The 18,830-nt window shown below is 63.9% G+C and carries 15 protein-coding genes and 2 pseudogenes; 4 read left to right on the top strand and 13 right to left on the bottom strand.

The features are described from left to right. The first annotated feature begins 373 nt into the window (after positions 1–373). The gene (locus A5790_RS10525) at positions 374–862 is read left to right on the top strand and encodes a hypothetical protein (protein WP_066843326.1); all 489 of its coding nucleotides are present in this window, start codon (positions 374–376) and stop codon (positions 860–862) included. 49 nt (positions 863–911) lie between these two features. On the opposite strand, the gene A5790_RS10520 is transcribed toward A5790_RS10525, so the two are convergent. After that, positions 912–1,685, bottom strand: a complete 774-nt coding sequence (locus tag A5790_RS10520) for a cyclase family protein (protein WP_066843324.1) — start codon at positions 1,683–1,685, stop codon at positions 912–914. Between the two features lie 69 nt (positions 1,686–1,754). Further along, the gene (locus A5790_RS10515) at positions 1,755–2,678 is read right to left on the bottom strand and encodes an alpha/beta hydrolase (RefSeq protein ID WP_156656359.1); all 924 of its coding nucleotides are present in this window, start codon (positions 2,676–2,678) and stop codon (positions 1,755–1,757) included. 320 nt (positions 2,679–2,998) lie between these two features. On the opposite strand from A5790_RS10515, the gene A5790_RS10510 reads away from it, so the two are divergent. Continuing rightward, positions 2,999–3,466 (top strand): DUF4262 domain-containing protein, encoded by a 468-nt coding sequence (locus tag A5790_RS10510; RefSeq protein WP_066843322.1) that lies wholly within the window; start codon positions 2,999–3,001, stop codon positions 3,464–3,466. Between the two features lie 105 nt (positions 3,467–3,571). Here the strand turns inward: A5790_RS10510 and arr are convergent. Next, positions 3,572–4,027: pseudogene (gene arr / locus A5790_RS10505) on the bottom strand (NAD(+)--rifampin ADP-ribosyltransferase). Between the two features lie 304 nt (positions 4,028–4,331). Here arr and A5790_RS10500 point away from each other — a divergent pair. Next, positions 4,332–5,420 carry a methyltransferase gene (locus tag A5790_RS10500; protein WP_082961666.1) on the top strand — a complete coding sequence of 363 codons (1,089 nt, stop codon included), beginning with the start codon at positions 4,332–4,334 and terminating at the stop codon, positions 5,418–5,420. A 166-nt stretch (positions 5,421–5,586) separates the two neighbouring features. On the opposite strand, the gene A5790_RS10495 is transcribed toward A5790_RS10500, so the two are convergent. The 5 genes and pseudogenes from A5790_RS10495 to A5790_RS10480 all read right to left on the bottom strand — a co-directional run bounded on the left by A5790_RS10495 (position 5,587) and on the right by A5790_RS10480 (position 11,427). Next, positions 5,587–7,263, bottom strand: coding sequence for an NAD-binding protein (locus A5790_RS10495; RefSeq protein WP_197696762.1), 1,677 nt, complete (start codon positions 7,261–7,263; stop codon positions 5,587–5,589). A gap of 69 nt (positions 7,264–7,332) precedes the next feature. Further along, on the bottom strand, positions 7,333–7,719 hold the full coding sequence (locus A5790_RS10490) for a DUF6394 family protein (protein WP_066843317.1): 387 nt from the start codon (positions 7,717–7,719) through the stop codon (positions 7,333–7,335). 42 nt (positions 7,720–7,761) lie between these two features. Beyond that, positions 7,762–8,016: pseudogene (locus A5790_RS25760) on the bottom strand (IS3 family transposase); the annotation flags it as partial. A 7-nt stretch (positions 8,017–8,023) separates the two neighbouring features. After that, positions 8,024–9,427, bottom strand: coding sequence for a sodium:alanine symporter family protein (locus tag A5790_RS10485; protein WP_066843315.1), 1,404 nt, complete (start codon positions 9,425–9,427; stop codon positions 8,024–8,026). Positions 9,428–9,960: 533 nt separating this feature from the next. Next, entirely contained in the window at positions 9,961–11,427 is a 1,467-nt protein-coding gene (locus tag A5790_RS10480) for an APC family permease (RefSeq protein ID WP_066843313.1), read from the bottom strand. A gap of 595 nt (positions 11,428–12,022) precedes the next feature. On the opposite strand from A5790_RS10480, the gene A5790_RS10475 reads away from it, so the two are divergent. Then, a complete protein-coding gene (locus A5790_RS10475) occupies positions 12,023–12,628 on the top strand; it encodes a dihydrofolate reductase family protein (RefSeq protein ID WP_066843311.1) in 606 nt (201 codons plus the stop codon). 876 nt (positions 12,629–13,504) lie between these two features. On the opposite strand, the gene A5790_RS10470 is transcribed toward A5790_RS10475, so the two are convergent. The 5 genes from A5790_RS10470 to rpsF form a co-directional block, all read right to left on the bottom strand. Next, positions 13,505–16,585 (bottom strand): replicative DNA helicase, encoded by a 3,081-nt coding sequence (locus A5790_RS10470; protein WP_197696764.1) that lies wholly within the window; start codon positions 16,583–16,585, stop codon positions 13,505–13,507. A gap of 481 nt (positions 16,586–17,066) precedes the next feature. Beyond that, positions 17,067–17,525 carry a 50S ribosomal protein L9 gene (rplI, locus tag A5790_RS10465; protein WP_066843307.1) on the bottom strand — a complete coding sequence of 153 codons (459 nt, stop codon included), beginning with the start codon at positions 17,523–17,525 and terminating at the stop codon, positions 17,067–17,069. A 14-nt stretch (positions 17,526–17,539) separates the two neighbouring features. Continuing rightward, positions 17,540–17,794 carry a 30S ribosomal protein S18 gene (rpsR, locus tag A5790_RS10460; RefSeq protein WP_064395138.1) on the bottom strand — a complete coding sequence of 85 codons (255 nt, stop codon included), beginning with the start codon at positions 17,792–17,794 and terminating at the stop codon, positions 17,540–17,542. 41 nt (positions 17,795–17,835) lie between these two features. Then, complete coding sequence (locus A5790_RS10455) at positions 17,836–18,339, bottom strand: single-stranded DNA-binding protein (RefSeq protein ID WP_064346102.1); 504 nt, start codon at positions 18,337–18,339, stop codon at positions 17,836–17,838. A 90-nt stretch (positions 18,340–18,429) separates the two neighbouring features. Continuing rightward, a complete protein-coding gene (gene rpsF, locus A5790_RS10450; protein ID WP_064395157.1) occupies positions 18,430–18,720 on the bottom strand; it encodes a 30S ribosomal protein S6 in 291 nt (96 codons plus the stop codon). Positions 18,721–18,830 lie beyond the last annotated feature (110 nt).

The following is an 18,830-nucleotide window of genomic DNA, read 5'->3' as shown; positions in this document are numbered from 1 at the left end:
CCGCGGGGGGCTCTTCGATCCGTTGGTGTTGGCGCCGTCGCCCAAGCGGGATGCCTCCCTCGGCCGGATCGTCCCCCGGTGTGCCGTCGTGAGCAGCCCGCTGAGCGCACCTCCACCGCAGAGTGGATGCCGCACGTGTGGAGATGCCTCGACTTTGCTGATCGTGTTTATTCAGCGTGGGAGGGGGCATGGGGTTCACCATGAGTCACGCCCCAACTCAAGGTCCGGCGATGGCTCTCTGAACGTCACCTGGAGAACGCCTGATGTGCTTGAGGGCAGGATTCCGTGACATCCAGTGCCCGATGGCACCGGGTGTTACCGACCCTGCCAGCCGAAGCCAAACCATGCAGGCCCGAGGACCGGAGCACACGAGATGAACGTCCGAAAGATTCTGCTTCTTGTAGCCACCTGCCTGGCCGCCACGCTCTTCTTGGCGCCGGGTGCCGCAGCAGTCCCACGGCCTGTGATCCCCGGAGCCGACGCCGCCATCGCCAAGGCCGAAAGCCTGCTCGGGACAGACCAATTCGGTCAGTACGGCTGTGAAGCTCTGGTGGCCTACGCATTCGGGGTGCCGCAAGAGCGATACGGTTGGGACGGCGCTTCTGAGACCATGTACCAAACACTTCTCGAGCAGGGGAAGATCCATACCGACATGAACCCCCCGCGTGGGGCACTTGTCTTCAGCGTGGGATCCATCGGCCCACATATCGACATTGCTCGCGGGGATGGGACCTACATATCCGGCGGCGTTCAGGGTCTCTCACCGGGATACGGCGACGGGCACAACATCCAAATTCTGCCCAGCCCGAATGTGGCAAGCGACTGGACCTACCGGGGCTGGAGTCTGGGCTACCCGGAGTAGGCCGGGGTTCTGGGAACAGAATGCCGGTGCGATCGGGACGGTGCATCGCTCAGTCGTCGAGAATCGCGACGGCCCGTGTCCACCCGGCCGACGCAGCGTGCACCTTCACCGGGAAACAGCTGATCTGAAATCCACTGTCCGGGAGCGACTCCAGGTTATGGAGCTTCTCCAGATGGCAGTACCCGATCTCGCGTCCCGCGCGGTGCCCCTCCCAGATGATCGAGGGATCCCGCTCACGGGAATACCGTTGTGCGGTGTAGACAAACGGCGCGTCCCAGCTCCAGGCGTCGGTGCCGGTCAGGCGCACGCCTCGCTCCAACAGCCACAGCGTCGCCTCACGACCCATGCCGCAGCCGGACGAAACGTAATCCGCCTCGCCGTAGCGGGTTCCGGCCGCGGTGTTGACCACGACGATGTCGAGGGGCTGTAGCTGGTGGCCGATGCGATCGAGTTCGTCTGCTACGTCAGCGGCGGTGACCACGTAGCCCGCTTCGAAGTGCCGGAAGTCAAGCTTTACCGCTGGTTGCAGACACCATTCGAGCGGAACCTGGTCAATGGTGATCGCCGGCGCGCCACCGTCCATCGTCGATGCGTAGTGATAGGGAGCATCGAGGTGGGTGCCGTTGTGGGTGGTGATCCGGACCCGTTCGATCGCCCAGCCCTCGCGATCCGGTAGATCATCGACCGTCGCGCCTGGGAAGAACGCGACGACTTCAGCCGCCGTGTCGGCGTGGCTGTAGTAGTCGATCTCCGGAAGATGTCCCGGCGGATCGGATGCGATCCCTGCCTGTAAAGGCACCGAGATGTCCACGAATCTACGCATCTGGCTCTCTCCCAATCACTTCTGCCGATGGCTGTCTGTCAGGGGATGTCCGTTCCGGCGACACCTTCTTCAAGCCGGTGCGGGGCCGATGAACTCGACACCGGCGCGAATCGCAGGACGGTGCCTCAAGATCCGGAAATGCGCCAGCCGGCCGAGGCCCTTGGTGGTCAGCAAGCGTGCACCCGGCCATGCCGCGACGATCTTTTCGCTTGTCACATAGGGAGTCTCGGGGTCATCGGGGTCGTGGATGAGCAGCATCGGCGGATAGTCGGTTCGGCCGGCAATCCGGACCATGTTGGTGTCCTCCAGCGGCATCCCGATCCGGCGTTCAAGACGTCGATGCAGGCCGGCGCGTATCCGTCGGCCGAAGCCGTGGCGCGCGGCGAACAGATCCAGATAGATCGGGAACTCGCCCATCGGCGCGAGAAACACCAACCGCCCGACCGTCGAGCCCCACGCCGCCGCCAATGCGGTCGCGTTGGCCCCGAGGGAGTGGGCGACAACCGCGCGGGCCGGTCCGTGGGTGCGGATCATGGCTGCAACCGCTTCGGCGCACTCAATGGCGGTGGTGCGACCAGGTGCGAGCGCGCCCGCATCGGACTCGTTGTGGCTGGGCAGGTCGAATGCGATGACACGATGTCCGGACTCGACGAGAGGTTTGACAAACATGCCGAGATGGTGGCGGCGCCCGCCCCAGCCGTGCACAAGATAAACCGGTGGCCCATCGCCCCAAGCCTCGCCCACGATCCGGTGTCCGCTCCAGTGTGCTTCCAATGGTTGACCGGGCGGGACACCGGGGGGCATACGCAGACTGGACTCGATGACCGGCGGCGTGCACCACAACTCGGTCGCCCACCGCGCCCCGACTGCGGGCGCGACTCGCTCCAGCAGCCAGAACATCCGGCGCACCCAGGTGGCGACCGGGGGTTGCACACCGGAACCCTTCACATCGAGAGCGGTTGGGCTTGGAGCACCGCCGCCACCTGAAGCAATGGTGTTCGCCTTGGGTGCAGCGATGTGCGTGGCAGTACCACAATCGTCAGAAGTAGCTCGACCTCGGCGAGCGGGCGGGCGGTTCGTCGAATCCGGCACACGTCGAGGTTAGCGAGACGATGCAGCCAGGCGACATCTCCTTGTCCAACGGCGTGGCCGCGCGGCGACGAGAAACCCGTTGGGGCGATGCCCAACAGCTTAACCACCGATGCCCGGAGAGACAGATTGCTCGGCTCAGGCTCGCGGCTGACCGACCTGTCAGACCCTTGGAGGACGCTGAACCAACAACAGTTAGCGCCATCAGCGAAAGGAGTTCTGCCGTGTGCTGGCAGTGCGACCACCCCGAGGCCACCCGGGCCGACTATCACGATGTACTCCGGCGGACGATTCTTGAGCACGGCTGGGCCGTGCAGTTTGTCGAGAGCAGCCGGAACCCGTTCGCCTACACCGTAGGACTGCATTCAGCCGGTCTGCCCGAACTGCTGGTGACCGGTGTTTCACCCGAATGGGCGGTGAGGCTACTCAACACCGTTGCCAACTACCTGATCCGCGAGCGGGTCCCGGCTCCCGGCGACACGATGCAACTACCGGACGGCTGGCAGGCCGAGTTCGTCGCGGTCGCGCAGCCGGACGCGCACTTGAAACTAGCGGTGGAGTTGTACGGCCCCGAGGTGCGCGCGCTGCAGCTCGTGTGGCGAGACGATGATGGACATTCGGCCTGGTGCCCGGACTTCAACAAAGGCGGCTGCCGACAACCGGTGCTCGGCGTTCGCGGTCCGCAACCTTAGCGGCGTGCGGAATCGTGGCCGTCGCAGCCGAGTTCTGGCCGGCTCATATCCCACGAATCGGCTTTCGCGACCAGTTAGTCATGGCCGGTGATGACGTCGAGTTTCTCAGTTGAGGATCTCCGCACTTTCGTCTGAGAGAAGCGCAGATAATCGCTCTCGCCACGACTGCAGCTGTTCGGGTGTCAGTCGCTACCACTCGGTGATCTCGCCGACAATCCGCAAAGGGGCCGTGCTGCGGTACGACTGAGTGGGGTTGCCGGGGAACTTCTTGTCGGTCACATTCGGGTCATTCTCCCCGGTCGGCTCTACTTTGTACACCCTCGGAAGCGCCTGACCCCCGGCGAGTTCTGCGGCGATCTCCGCCGCAAGGCCAGCCCCATCGACAAAAGCGGTGAAGTAGATGTGGTTCATCACGATCTCGGGACGGTAGTTCGACCTATGGCCCGCGGTGAGGAACTCGCCCACGCTCAACTTCGCGGTCGTGCCGTGAAAGAACGGGCCTTCATCAATTGATTCGGACACCTGAAGTCCTTCGGACGCACTGCTGAGACGCCCCAGCATGCAGCACTACCCGGCCCTTGCCGCAAGCCCTCTGTCAGGCCTTATCCTGGAAGTGAGAGCAGCTTCCGCGGGTTCCGTATGCCGGGCCTCATTCCGCCGAATGACCATACCGAAATGTTTACAGCCATCTGTTCCTGCTGAATCTCCCTCTAGTGCAACATGTTTCGTAGCCCTCCGAGTGCCGGTCTGGCGCCGCCACCACCCGGTGCGCGGCGTCGGCGCTGGGCTCGATGTCGTAATACCTCTCGTGGTGACGCCCCAGAAAGCGGGGTTGAGAAGGTGCCTGGACGGCTAACCTGCAGAGATGCCGTCGACGCCTCTACCCGTAGTGCTGGCCACGCTCGCCCTTCGACGGCGCCTCAAGCAGCTGGCAGACCGATTGGTGCCGCCTCAGATCGCAATGCTGGATCTCGGCGAGGGCGTCGGCGGCGTCCAGATCGCAGCGGCCATCGCCGAACTCGGAATTGCCGACGTGCTCGCCGACGGGCCGATGCCCGCGCCGCAGATCGCCGCGCGAATCGACTGCGATGAAGCCACCACCCATCGCCTGATGCGCGGCGCGGTCGGTTGCGGTCTCTGCACAATGAATCGGCGAACGGGTGCGGTGAAGCTGACCCGTACCGGAGCGGTGTTGCGCAGTGACCATCCCGCTTCGCTGCGGGCCTGGATGCGCTACAAGGGGATGCGGTCGACCGTGGACGCCTGGGGCGGCCTGGCCGCCAGCGTGCGTAGCGGCCGAAGCGCTTTCGAACTCGTGCACGGGATGTCGGTGTGGGAGTGGTTCGCCGCGCATCCCGACGAGCAACGAATCTTCGCTTCGACGATGCGCCAGGCCACCGAGATCGCCGCTCGGTCCATTGCTCGGGTTTACCCGTGGTCGGACGGTGCTGTGGTGTGCGATGTGGCCGGTGGCATCGGCACGCTGTTGTCGGTGATTGTGGGCGAGGCGCGCGCGGATCTGCGTGGGATTTTGGTGGACAGTGCGGGGATGATCGCTGAAGCCGAAGGATTTCTCGCCGACCGTGGTGTGGCTGATCGCATCGATCGCGTCGAGGGGGACATCTTCCACGCCATCAATGCCACCGCCGATGTGTACGTACTCAAGGATGTGCTGCACGACTGGGACGACAAACGCTGCGGAAGGATTCTCGCCGCGGTGGCGGCCAGCATGCCGAGTGGCAGCAAGCTGGTGATCGTCGAATACCTTCAGGAACTCAACCGCCCGAACCCGTTCTCGCCGCTCCTCGACCTCCACACTTTGACCCAACGAGACGGCGGACGTCTGCGTTCGGTCGACGAACTTTCGACTCTGCTCACGGGTGCGGGCCTACGGCCGACCGGCCGCATGTTCTCGGTTGTACCGCACGACCTCATCGAAGCCGAGAAGCCATGACCGGGGGTATTCCTTTGGGGCGGTATTCACCCAAGGCCTGATCGACCGCTGCCCTGACGCCGTTCTGGCGATCCTGCGCCTCGGAACTGAGTCATCAATGGTGGACGCACCGCAAAGTGTCTGATCCTCGGCAATGGCTCGCGTCCGGACGAGATCGCGGGATCCTTCAGCCGACCGAGGTGCCAGCCCGCCTGCGCTGGGTCAGGACCCGCCATACCCAGGTCGACGGTGCGACCCGTGCGGTCGCAACGTATTCCAGGGTCGCGGGATAGAACAGCGCGGCGGACAGCTCCACCAATCCGTCGTTCTTGCCGGCGAGCAACAGCTGATCCCCGACGCGTAGCTGCGTATCGTCGTCTGGCGTCATGATCAGCTCCGTATTACGCACCATGAGCAGCGTCACCAGCGGTAGCGGTCTGCAACGGTCATCGGGGCCGCGCAACAGGTCGCCTATAGTCAGCTCGTGGCTCCCCAGCCATTGCGTCACCGCGGGTGCCTCGGCAACCGACAGCGTGATGACGTCGCGCTGAGGCACCTGCATGCCGCAGCGCTCCAACAGCCGATCGCGCGTCCGCACCGCCCACGCCTCATCCTGTTGCACCGCTTCCTCGATGAACCGCCAGAAGTTCGGGTGCACGATCCGCGCCAGTACCTCGCGGGCCACCAGTTCCGTTGGGATGAATACCGAATCAACGTCGAGAGCCATCATCAACGATCGATGCATGCTGTCTTGCTGGCGGACCGAGACGAAAGCATCCGGGTTGGCCAACCGAGCACCTTCGGCCAGCGCGATGTTCAGCATGTCATTGTCTGTGCCGGCGACGAAGCCCACTGCATTGTCCAACTCCGGTCGGTCGTCGGTGGGGCCGATCTGGTCGACCTCCAGTCCCGAGGCGCGCAGGTCCGCGATGACCTGCTCGGCGAATTCGCCGGCACCGCACACCACCCAGCGCCCCTCGACCAAACCGGTACGCAGGCCGGGCAACTCGTGCTGATCGTTATCCATCAACCACATCAGTAATTGGTAGAGCACCGGTCGGTGTAACAGCAGCGCCAAATAGCCACCGTATCGATCATGCGGGTTGATCACCGCAGCCGGGGCGAAGTCCTCCATCCGTTGCTGCACCGCGGGATCGAAGCAACGGGCGATCACCGGCACATCGGGGCGCAAAAGGGCGACCGTCATCACGGCGGCCAAGTTCGCGTCCTCGTCGTCGGTGAGCGCCAGTACCCCTGCACAGTTGTTCCGGCCGAGCCCGGCCAGCCCGAGGACAGCCGGATTCTGACAATCCCCCTCCAGCGCAGGCACATCGGCGGTCAACGCGTCCGTCACGATCGAATCCACCCGGCGTTGTTGGATCTCGACGACCACGATGCGCCGGTGCTGCTGGTCCAACTCCAAAGACACCATCCGTCCGGTTTGGCCGTACCCCAGGACCAGTAAGAACGGCTCTTTAAGTCTGCGGACCTGCCGCCGGAACCGCTCGCTCGACAGAGCGTCTTGAAAAGCCCTGTCTCGCAATGCCGCCAATAGCGCGCCGATCGCGTAAGCCCAGGCGATCACCAGCATGAAGATGGACAACGTGAGCCACATGCGCTGCGCATAGCTGAACGGGTACGGAACCTCGCTGTAGCCGACAGTCGTCAATGTGATCGCCATCTGATAGAACGAATCGAACAGCGTCAGCCGCTGGGGGACTCCGTCGACGACGGGTCCGGGCATCAACATCATTCCGGCGACGTTGAAGCTGAACGTCACGATCACGAAGATGAACGGCGCTCGCATTCGGCGCAGCACGAGGAACAGGGCGCCGGTCGTCTCCACACCGGTCGGTACCTTCACCGGCTTGCGCGTGCGCGGCTGGACCTGCCGCGGCCGCAAGTTCAGCAGGTGAATGGGGCGGCCCATCGGTCAGCGGCGCCGGAAGGAGGATGTCTCGACAAGCAGCAGGACGACAGACACCAGGTTGGCCAACAGTGCTCCGCCGGAAAGCGAAACCATGCTGGCGGTGTGCGCGGCGTTCAGGCCGTCCGCGGATACCTGGGTGGCCCAAACCCATACCGCAGCAGCGGCGATCAGTTGCAGCACCGCGACCAGGCTGGTCGCTAGGTGCACGGCACCGATTTGGGTCCGGTCTCCGAATTTCAGCACGGTGGCGATCAGGTTGACGATCACGGCCGCGAACAGTTCGTAGACGTTGTGCACCTCAGGGTCGGAGATGTCGCCGACGAAAAAGCCGAAGTTCAAAGTTGCTGCCAGCACCACGAAGAAGCCGAACACCACTTTCTCCAGGTTCACGCTGAGCAGCCTATCGAGGAATTCCGGCGGCTACGGACAAAGCGTGATCGTGGCGTCCCACAATGCCCGCTTCGATGGAGCCCGGCACGCTGGGCGTAGAACGTTCTCGGAGCGATCTGCACGCCGGCCTCGAAGCGCGCGCGACAGGTCGGAGCGACCCCGAAACGATCCCGGTGAGCGGCGATGAGCGCGCCAATCGCGGCGGACCGCGGCGGTGGCGCGGGTCGCTCTCCCGCGCGAAGAGACTGGTGGCGCCTTCAAGATCTCGATGGTCTGCTCGAGCTCGGCGTTGCGACGCTATACGTCAGCGCGCCCGTCGTCTCAGACATTCTCGCGCGCGGAAGTCCTCTGGGTGTTCCTCACTGAAGTAGGCACGGGTTTCTCGATAGATCAGTGGCGACAGGATGAGCAGACCGATGAGGTTAGGTAGCGCCATTAGGCCATTCATGACATCAGAGAAGGTCCACACAGTCGTGAGGGCCGTGGTGGCTCCCACGTAGATCACGACGATGAACACAATCCGGTAGGGAACCACCGCTTTTCGTCCGAACAGGTACTCCATACACCGCTCGCCGTAATAGGACCAACCGAGCAGCGTCGAGAACGCGAAGAACATCACGCTGAGCGTGACGATGACGCTGCCCCATCCGCCGGGGAGGCCCTCTGCGAATGCGCGGGCGGTGAAGCTGGCCGCCTCCTCGGGTCCGGCGTCCTTCCACACGCCTGTGACGACGATGGTCAACGCGGTGAAGCTCACCACGACGAGAGTGTCGATGAAGGTCTGGGTCATCGAAACCAGCGCTTGACGCACCGGGTGCGTGGTCTTCGCCGCCGCGGCGGCAATGCCGCCGGTGCCCAAACCCGACTCGTTGGAGAAGATTCCGCGTGCCACGCCATACCGAATCGCGGCCGCCACGGCTGCTCCTGCGAAGCCCCCGGTAGCGGCGGTGCCGGTGAAGGCGTCGGTGAAGATGACGCCAAACGCCGCCGGCACTCGGTCGAGATTGCGGGCGAGCACCGCGGTCGCGCCAAGGATGTACACAACGATCATGATCGGGACAAGGAGGCTGGTCACTCGGCCGATGCTCTTGATGCCGCCTATGATCACCGCAGCTGCCAGCACCACCACAGCGATGGCGGTAATCGGCTCAGCAACACCCCACTCTTCGTTGACGTTGGCTGCAACGGTGTTCGCCTGGGTCATGTTGCCGATACCGAACGACGCGAACACTCCCGCAACGGCGAAGAATCCGCCGAGGAAGATTCCCAGCGGACCCTTGATGCCCCTCCGCAGGTAGTACATCGGACCACCGGATTGCTCACCGGCCGCGTCGGTGCGGCGGAACCGGACACCGAGGAAGGCCTCGCAGTACTTGGTCGCCATCCCCACCAGGCCCGTGCACCACATCCAGAACACGGCGCCGGGACCGCCGAGAGCGATCGCGGTGGCGACGCCGGCGATGTTGCCGACGCCGACCGTGGCTGCGAGCGCCGTGGACAGCGCCTGATAATGCGAGATATCGCCTTCGGCGCCCAGATCCTTGCGCTTGACGAACGCCAGCCAGAACGCGAGCGCGAGTCGGCGCACCTGTATCCCGCGCAACAATACCGTCAGATACAGGCCGGACAGGAGGAGCAGCGGGATCAACAGCCACGGGCCCCAGATGAAGCCGCTGGCATCGCTCAAAAGATCATCGAGAATCGCCATTTTACCGCCGTATCGCAAACGCCTTGGGACTTCTGAAACCGTAGTGCACCAGACCACCACCACGGGTGAAGAACTGACTTCGTGAGCTCACCGCGCAGTAACGTTTGGCAGAATAAGTGGCACGGACCACGCGCGCACGGTGTCCAACGGCCAACGAACCCGGCCCAGCCGCAGCATTCGCGGCCTGCACCCCGTTCACCCGGGCCTGGCGCCAGGCCGAGGACGCCGAAGTCAGTCCGGTGAGCAATGCGCCTCCGTCGGTGGGCACGAAGATAGAGGCGACACCCGGGTTCTCGGCTCTGGCGCAGCCCACCTGACTCCCTGCGCATGATCACCAGCGCTGGAAGTGACCACCGTCAACTCGCTCGTCGCTGGATAGTTTCGCGATTCGGCTACTACTCGCGGGTGGTTTGAACGACCCTGTGGCCTAGAGGTTCTCGCACCTGAAGAACAACTTTGGCAGGTCCGATTCGACAGCGCCCCGCGACGCGATTGCCGTGCGGTTGCAGGCTGGGTCATCGGTGGCCGGCCGGTCAGGTGCGCAGGTCGTCGCCCCCCGACGCGCGCCGCCGCTTCAACGCGTTCAGCAATCGATATTCGGCATCTTCGCCCGGCTCGATCCCGGTCGGGACGCGGAGCAGGAAGAACGCGCCGAGCAACCACCAGGCGCCGAACAAGATCCATGGCTGCACGTCGAGGAACGCGGGCATACCCGGCAGGTAAAGACTCAACAATCCAACGCAGAGCACGACAGCTCCGCCACCGATCACCAAGCCGCCCTTGCCATTTCCGCCGGCCCGGAGGGGCCGGTCCATCTGCGGCTCGCGTCGGCGCAGGACCAGGAAAACGATGGACACCAGCAGATAAGCGATGACGATGCTCGGTGACCCGGAGTCGACGAGCCACACCAGCATCGCCTCACCCAGGAACGGAGCGAGGAAGGACAACCCGCCAATGAACAACAGCGCGTTGAACGGAGTACGGAACCTGGGGTGAAGCTTGCCGAACCATTCCGGCAGCATCCCGGAGCGCGCCATCGAGTACATCAGCCGCGATGCGCCGAGAAGTAAGGAGTTCCAGGACGTGAGGATTCCGGCGATACCTCCGGCAATCAACACCTCGGCCATGAAGTCGCTGCCGAACAGCACTCCGAACGCGTCTGCGGTGGCGATGTCCACTTCTGCCAGTTCGCCAGCGGACATCGCCGACGAGGTGGTCACGATCGTGATGAGGTAGAAAATGGTCGCGAGGACCACCGCGATGACAACTAGACGTCCAACCTGACGGGCAGGGATGTTCACCTCTTCCGCGGACTGCGGGATGACGTCGAATCCGACGAAGAGGAACGGCACCACGACGAGGACCGCGAAGAATCCCGCCGCGCCGCCGGTGTAGAGCGGTTGCATGTTGTCGATGGACCCGCCGGTGAAGGCGCCGAAGATCAGCATCAGCGCAATGACCAATAGCAGCACGACGACGAATGTCTGTGCCACACTGGCCAATTTGACCCCGAGGATGTTGATGGTGGTGATTACGACCGCTGCAATCGCGCCGACCAACGCCCAGGTGAGATACACCTCGCTCCCGGCGACCTCCCACAACCGAACCTGGTTGAGGCCTGGGAAGAGGTATAACGCGGTCCTGGGCAGGGCCACGGCCTCGAAGGCCACGATGGTCACGTAACCGCCGACAATTCCCCAGGAACCGATGAACGACCACCGCGGCCCCATGCCGCGTAGCAGGAAGTTGTGCTCTCCGCCTGCCTTGGGCATGGCTGCCGTGAGTTCGGCGTACGTCAGACCGACCATCGCCATGATCACGCCACCGGCGGTCATCGCCAGCACGGCTCCGAAGGTGCCTGCCGAGCCGATCCAGCCCCCTGTGAGCACCACCCAGCCGAAGCCGATCATCGCGCCGAACCCGAGGGCCAGTACATCCCAATTGCCGAGCACCTTCAGTAGGGACGCGTCTTCAGGCTTATCGACGGTTCTTCTCTCCATGCGAGATGCGCCTTCCTGATTCTCGAACCGAATACAGCGAGGGATGGTCTCAAGCTAACCGCTGCGGTCGCCGTCGGTTCGCTGAACCGCGCACGGCGTCGGACGACGAGCGGCGTCGGTGATTCGGCGCTTTGGTTTCGCTCTCATATCGACTCTGAGGCGCGGACGGTTTGAGGCCCGCCGTTGTCGGAGACATCCTCGGATCGTGGACGTTTCGATCAACCAGCCCAAACCGACCACCGAGGAAATCCGCCTGATACAGCTGCCTGGTTTCGGGCGATGTTGCGGTACACACGGTTAGCCGACGGTACGGAGCCAGAAGTCCTGGCGTTTCGCCGCCGAATGGTGCGCCCAAGCTCAGTACCGCAGTGTCGAGGTGTTGTCTTCGAACGCACCCTCTACATCTGTGCCGAATGGGGTCCGCCGGCCACACGCTCAGGATCTGCGCCCGCGTATCTGCCTCCCACACGTCTGCCGATGGGATCGGCCGCCGCGTCATGAGTTCATCGTTACCCGCAGCCCACCCCGATTAGTTTGTGGCTTCCGGCCGGTCCAAGCTCGTGACACCACCAGACGCCCCCGGAAAGGAATCCCGATGTCTGAGCTTCTCGTCGATTTCATCACCTCCCTCGACGGTCACGCATCGGGAGAGGGATGGCCCGGGTTCTGGGGCCTCGAAGGCCCCGAGTACCTCGCATGGCTCGGCGAGCAACCCGAGGCCACGTACCTGATGGGGGCCAACACCTACCGTCAGATGTCGGGCTTCGCCGCCGGCGAGGTCCCGAATAACCAAGACGAATTCAGACCCGAAGAAGAAGCGTCCGTCGACGAGCTCACACAAGCGTCCAAGGTGGTGTTCTCCTCCTCACTCGAGGAACCACTGACATGGGCCAACTCCACGCTCGTCCGCGACGACGCCGTCGAGGCGGTCCGCGCCATGAAGGCGAGTAACTCAGGGCTCCTCAGCACGATCGGCAGCCTCAGCCTGTGCCGGTCTCTGTTACGAGCTGGACTCGTCGACCGCTTCCGGGTCGTGATGTTCCCGGTGATCACCGGAGCCACCGGCGCAGAACGCATCTACGACGGCTATCCAGACGTCGCCCTGAAGATGGTCGAGCATCGAACCTTCGACGGCAGCATCCAGCTGGTCGAGTACAAGCCCAGCGTGCTCGAGCACCCGCCGCTCGGTGCGCCTGCATGACGCGCCTCCGCCGGCCGGTCTGGACTGATCCCGAAATACGCAGGTCGCCAATGAGCCCCGCGGCCTGCGATCGACGTGCTGACAGAAGTCCTGCAATAGCCCGGGGCACTGCCCGAAACCAACGCCAGCACAGTGGATTCGACAAGACGGGCACGCGGTTCGCGCCGACCCAGCCGAGGGCGCTCCGCGTCTTTGTAGGTTCTGGTCTTCTCGTTCATCGGCCAGCTCAGCCGCGCTGGTCATTCCCGAGACCGTCGCAAGTCGGCTACACCGCCGTCGATTGACTAGGAGGAGTGGCCGCTGCTCGGAGCGCGGGCCCGCGTAGCCGATACCGATACGGGATCGATTGCCCCGCTGAGCATTCCGAGCACGGAGATCGTGGGCCCCCTTGTTGCCGCATGGCCTTGTGGCGTTCCACATGTGGGTGTTGCGAAATGTGTGGCGGTTTACGCAGCTGGTCGTGGGCCGGGATTCAACCTTCCCGCGGATCCAGACGGTGGACTGGCGGAGTCGGATGAGGTTCAGTGCTGCGGCGGCCAGGTGTAGTTCGGCGGTGACGGCTGCGAGCAAGAGCCACCGAAGTCACATCTGCGTTGGGAGCGGCGCGGAAAAGTACCGTCATGCATTCAGCGGTCCTGACCGCCGGCACCATATCTCCGCCCGCTACCACTCACGCTCGAACCTGCACCCGGATACATACCCAGAGGGATGGGCCCTCACCTCATCGGCGTGGCGCAAGTAGGTCGGCGTGCCTCATATCGACTTCAAATTGATGTCCGATTGAAATCGGCGGTGAGATTTGGAAGCGCGGCGTGAGAGCCTACAAAATTATTGCCGCCGCCAACGGGGGGAGGGCAGCCGTGCCGCCGCCTTTGGTTATTGCTTGGCCATGTTCGCGAAGCGACTCAAATGCAGCTGGTGCGCAACGGTAATCGTCTTCGTCGGACCATTCCGGTGCTTACCGAGAATCAGGTCTGCTTCGCCGCCCCGCGGATCGTCTCGCTCGAATGCATCAGGGCGGTGCAGAAGTATAACCATGTCCGCATCTTGTTCGAGCGAGTTATGTAGACTGACTAAGTTCGCGACGAAATTGTGTGTGCCGCTTACTGTTCCGTCGTACACGTCATGCTCGCCGATACTCATAATCTCAACGATCTCATCCCAGAACACATCATTGGTTGCGAGATCGTGAATCTCACGGTCTTCTAGTAATGCTGCGGCACGGTGCAATCGGGGCCTGCTCGGTGCGTGCTTCCACATCGTCGATCCGCAGAACTTCGTACCCATTGCCGCAGCAAACTGCCGGTGCGTCATCTGGTTGGCGCCGAGCGCTGGGCGCACGTTCGTCCACACTTCCTTCGGCACCGTATCGAGATCCGTGTTGCGCACCTTGCTCTCCAGCATGCCGATCACTTCGCGCACAGCGATCGCCTTCTCGCCGTTGACCCCGACATGTCGGAGGAACCGCAGTTGGTTCTCCGCGCCGTAGATGTACAGATGCCAGCAATCGCGATAGCCGGCTTTGCGCACAGGCTTGATTCGGCCAAACACTCCCAGCCGGGCCAACAGCCCGTTGACGTCGTCGATGAGACGCCGGCTCGCCGACGCGTAGTAGACACGTCCTTGGCCGACCTTCGCATCCCAAGATACCGAGCCGTCCGTCGCCCACAGATGCCGCAGGAACAACGCGATCTGATCATTTGGCAGCGCGAAAACCTCTGCCGGCACGAACTTGTCGTAGCTGCGCTTACCGAACAGGCCAATCTTATCCAGCCACGCTGCGATCGGGTTTCGCTTCCCGCGCGCCAACCGGTACGGCGCCGGCAACCGCAGTGTCGTCACACGAGCCGCTGGATAGTCGTCACGAATCCCCGTGACTCCGAAGTGTGTGGCCGCCTCAGCAACGGCGTGAAGGTTCCACTCGTCAATGCTCGCGTTCCGAATCGGCTGGCGCTTCACACATGAACCATCGCCAACCATGTGCGCCAGCAGGATGATCTCCGACCCCTCCATGCGCTGCGTCTGAACCGGTTCGGGCACTCGCCGCGGAGCCGCAACCGGCGCGCCAACCATCAACTCGCCCAACGGTACCCACCCGTCGAGCGTCATGAACGGATGGTTCGCCGTCGCCTCGACCTCACGGCCCGACGCCAACCGCACCTTGAACACTTCCTTGTGCCCGCTGTAGAACACGTTTGTCATCGGCCGCGCGACCATGCGCTTGCGCTCGTCCATCGACCACACCAGTGGCCGCTCCCCCGTGCGCATCAGCTCACCGAATGTCACCTCGGCACCTGTGTCGGCGCGCAGGATTCGCGTATTCGCCGTGAGACAGCCGGACTCGCGCAGGTCAGACACCATCGGCTTCTTGTCGGTGCGCTGTTCCGGTCCGCGGTTCAACTGGCTGATCGCGACCACCGGTACGTCAAGTTCCTTGGCCATCAGCTTGAGGCTTCGCGAGAAGTCGGAGACTTCCTGCTGCCGCGACTCGTACTTCTTGCCCGACGTCATCAGCTGCATGTAGTCGACGACGATCAACCGCAGGCCGGCCTTCTGACTCAGCCGACGGGCCTTAGCCCGGATCTCCATCATTGTCAGGTTCGGCGAGTCGTCGATAAACAAAGGCGCTTCGCTGATTTCGCTCATCCGCCGCGCCAGCCGCGTCCAGTCGTCGTCGCTCATCCGGCCCGAGCGCATATCGGCCAGCTTGATCTTTGCCTCGGCCGACAGCAGCCGCATCACGATCTCGGACTTGCTCATCTCCAGCGAGAAGATAACGCTCGGCATCTGGTGCTTGATCGAGCACGACCGCATGAAATCCAAACCGAGCGTCGAGTTGTGTGTCGGCACCATCTCCCGGCCCGCCAGGTACAGGTGCTCGGAGTTGGCCACCTCCACACACCGCACCGGCACACTGGGCACCCGGCGCACCGCCTCGATTCCCCACGCCGCCGGTCGCCGACCACCCGCCGCAGCGAACACCGGAGCCCTGGCCGCACTGATGACGTCGACCCCCGGACGCAACGCCGTGGTGATCTGCACACCGCGGTCCGTGGGCCACTGATGAAACGCATCCGCGACCAGCGTGGTGCCGTCGGCGAATTCCACCGCGTAGCAAGGACGCCCGAGCATCACCTCGGTAGCCGCCACCACCCGCGTCGCCTCGCCGTCTGCGCCGAGCAAGTAGTCCCCCACCGCGACGTCACCCATCGTCGTCCAGCCCGACGGCGTCGGCAGCGGCGTATCGAGCGCCAGCGCCTTCCCGACGCCGGGGCGCGCCGCGATGATGATCATCTGACCTGGGTGCAGGCCGTTGGTCACCTCGTCGAGTTCGACGAAGCCCGTCGGGACACCTCGCGCTATGCCGCCCTGCGACGCGATCGCATCGATCTCGTCCATCGTCGGCTGCAGCAGTTCCTCGAGTGGAACGAAGTCCTCGGCCGTGCGCCGCTCGGTGACGTCGTAGATCTCCGACTGCGCCCGATCCACGATCTCGTTGACGTCGGCGCCTTCCGCGCCCGCGTAGCCGTACTGCACGACTCGCGTGCCCGCCTCGACCAGACGCCGCAGCAGCGCCTTCTCCGCGACGATGCCCGCATAGAACCCCGCATTCGCCGCCGTGGGCACCGTCGAGATCAGCGTGTGCAGATACGGCGCTCCGCCGATGCGGCGCAGCAGCCCGCGCCGGTCCAGCTCAGCGGCGACGGTGACGGCGTCGGCGGGCTCGCCGCGGCCATACAGGTCGAGGATCGCGTCGTAGACGTTCTGGTGCGCAGGACGGTAGAAGTCACCCGGGCGCAGCTTCTCGAGCACGTCGGCGATGGCATCCTTGCTCAGCAGCATCCCGCCCAAGACGGCCTGCTCGGCCGCCTGGTCCTGAGGAGGCTGACGCCCGAAATCCTCGCTCGGCGGCGACGAATCCATGCCTGGATGGCCCAGGTCGTCCACGACGGCCAAAAGCGCGTCACCCCCTCTATTCACTATCGAACGTAGGTTCGATACCCGCTAATCGCGACTGTAAGCCAGACATCCGACAAGCCGCCTTAACGGCCCCGGATCCGCCCCGCCGACGGCTTACGCTAGACGTTGCTGGCGGGGGCGCAACCCGGCCCTGTTCATAGACCTGTGGATGGGGTGTGGATAGGTCTGGACAACCATGTTGAGTCGTTGGGGAGAACCTGTTAATCAACCACTTCGCTCATTGCATCTGCGCAGATAGCCGCACCATAAGCCGAGTGCGATCTTGTGGATGGGAAATGCCTCGGCGTGTCGTCCCGGGTTGCCAACTCGGGCGTGTTGTATTGCCGCCAGGCACCGCCAAGGTTAACAGCGGGTTATCTTCGCTACGGCTATCCGCCGCGCGAAGTTCGCCAGCGCGCACAGCAACGGCCGGGTGAAGATCGATCCCGTCTTCACCCGGCCGTATTTGACGCTGCGGTTACTGCCCGGCGACGACTTCCAGCGAAACCGTCGCTGCGATCTCCGGATGGAGCCGAACCGCGATCGGATGCGTGCCGGTCGTCTTGATGTGCGCCTTGGGCAACTGGACGGTGCGCTTGTCCAGATTGGGGCCGCCGGCGTTCTTGATAGCGGCGACCACATCGGCCGTCGTCACCGAGCCGAACAGCTTGCCACTGTCGGGTGCCGCCTTCACCTGCAGCTGCACCGGACCGAGGTTCTCGATCGCTGCCTTCAGCTCGACGGCGTGCTCGCGGCCCTGAATGGCCTTCTGCTCGCGGGCCCGACGAATCTCTTCGGCCTGGCGCTCGGCGCCGCGCGACGCCACGACCGCCAGCCGGCGGGGCACCAGATAGTTACGGCCGTAGCCGTCCTTGACCTCGACGATGTCGCCCTGGACGCCGAGGTGTTCGACGTCGGCGGTGAGAATCAGTTTCATCTTTGTTGTCCTGCCTATCGCGTCGACGAGGTGAACGGCAGCAGCGCAACCTCGCGCGCGTTCTTCACGGCGATCGCGATGTCACGCTGGTGCTGAACGCAATTGCCGGTGACGCGGCGGGCGCGGATCTTGCCGCGCTCGCTGATGTACGTGCGCAGCAGCGCGGTGTCCTTGTAATCGATGTCCTGCCCCTTCTTGGAGCAGAACACGCACTTGCGGGTCTTGACCGGCTTCTCGGGAGCCGGCCGACGCTTGGTGGCCTTGGCCATGTGTCTATCTCTTTCTTGCTTCTTTGGTGATCAGTTGTGGATCAGAAGGGTGGCTCGTCGTCGGCACCGGAGAACGAACCCGACGCCGGGGCGCTGCCCCACGGGTCGTCCTTCGGCTGCTCGGCTGGGCGCGAACCCCCGCCGCCTCCGCCGCCGAAGCCGCCGCCACCGCCGCCACTGCGGCTGGCTTTGTTGACCTTGGCGGTCGCGTACCGCAGTGAGGGACCGATCTCATCGACCTCGAGCTCGACCACGGTGCGCTTCTCACCCTCGCGGGTCTCGAACGAACGCTGCTTGAGCCGGCCCTGCACGATCACCCGCGAACCGCGAGTGAGGCTTTCGGCCACGTTCTCGGCGGCCTCACGCCAGATGTTGCAGCGCAGGAACAGCGCCTCGCCGTCCTTCCACTCCCCGCTCTGGCGGTCGTAGATGCGCGGCGTCGACGCCACGGTGAAGTTGGCGACGGCCGCACCCGACGGCGTGAAGCGCAGTTCGGGATCGGCGGTCAGGTTTCCGACGACGGTGATGATGGTGTCACCAGCCACGATGCCTCCTGGGATTGGCGGTGTAAGTCTCGGAGCGGTCGCAGGCGAGCCTACGGAAGCACTCCGACGCTGACAGCCTGTTCTTCGGGACTAGTGCTTGTCCGTCCGCATGACCTTGGTCCGCAGCACGGACTCGTTCAGGTTGAGCTGACGGTCCAGCTCGGTCACGGTGGCGGGCTCGGCCTTCACATCGATGACGGCGTAGATGCCCTCGGCGTGCTTGGCGATCTCGTATGCCAGCCGGCGCCGGCCCCAGATATCGACCTTGTCGACACTGCCGCCGTCCTTGCGGATGACGTTGAGGAACGTTTCCAGCGACGGAGCTACGGTGCGCTCGTCAAGGGTGGGGTCGAGAATGACCATGATTTCGTATGGACGCATGAAGACCTCATCACCTCCTACGGTCTGATCGGCCGCGGACTATCCGCGGCAGGAGGGTCGCCTGCGTCGGCAACCGGCCCAGGCTACAGGAAACCGCGCTGATCTGCGAA

The sequence above is a fragment of the Mycobacterium sp. 852002-51152_SCH6134967 genome, assembly GCF_001667105.1.
Lineage (GTDB): Bacteria > Actinomycetota > Actinomycetes > Mycobacteriales > Mycobacteriaceae > Mycobacterium > Mycobacterium neumannii_A.
This window is presented reverse-complemented; position numbering and strand designations above follow the sequence as displayed.

Coding starts and splice junctions, on each gene's coding strand:
- A5790_RS10480 (WP_066843313.1), bottom strand. CDS start 11,427: ATGGAGAGAAGAACCGTCGATAAGCCTGAAGACGCGTCCCTACTGAAG.
- rplI (WP_066843307.1), bottom strand. CDS start 17,525: ATGAAACTGATTCTCACCGCCGACGTCGAACACCTCGGCGTCCAGGGC.
- A5790_RS10525 (WP_066843326.1), top strand. CDS start 374: ATGAACGTCCGAAAGATTCTGCTTCTTGTAGCCACCTGCCTGGCCGCC.
- rpsF (WP_064395157.1), bottom strand. CDS start 18,720: ATGCGTCCATACGAAATCATGGTCATTCTCGACCCCACCCTTGACGAG.
- rpsR (WP_064395138.1), bottom strand. CDS start 17,794: ATGGCCAAGGCCACCAAGCGTCGGCCGGCTCCCGAGAAGCCGGTCAAG.
- A5790_RS10475 (WP_066843311.1), top strand. CDS start 12,023: ATGTCTGAGCTTCTCGTCGATTTCATCACCTCCCTCGACGGTCACGCA.
- A5790_RS10485 (WP_066843315.1), bottom strand. CDS start 9,427: ATGGCGATTCTCGATGATCTTTTGAGCGATGCCAGCGGCTTCATCTGG.
- A5790_RS10520 (WP_066843324.1), bottom strand. CDS start 1,685: ATGCGTAGATTCGTGGACATCTCGGTGCCTTTACAGGCAGGGATCGCA.
- A5790_RS10500 (WP_082961666.1), top strand. CDS start 4,332: ATGCCGTCGACGCCTCTACCCGTAGTGCTGGCCACGCTCGCCCTTCGA.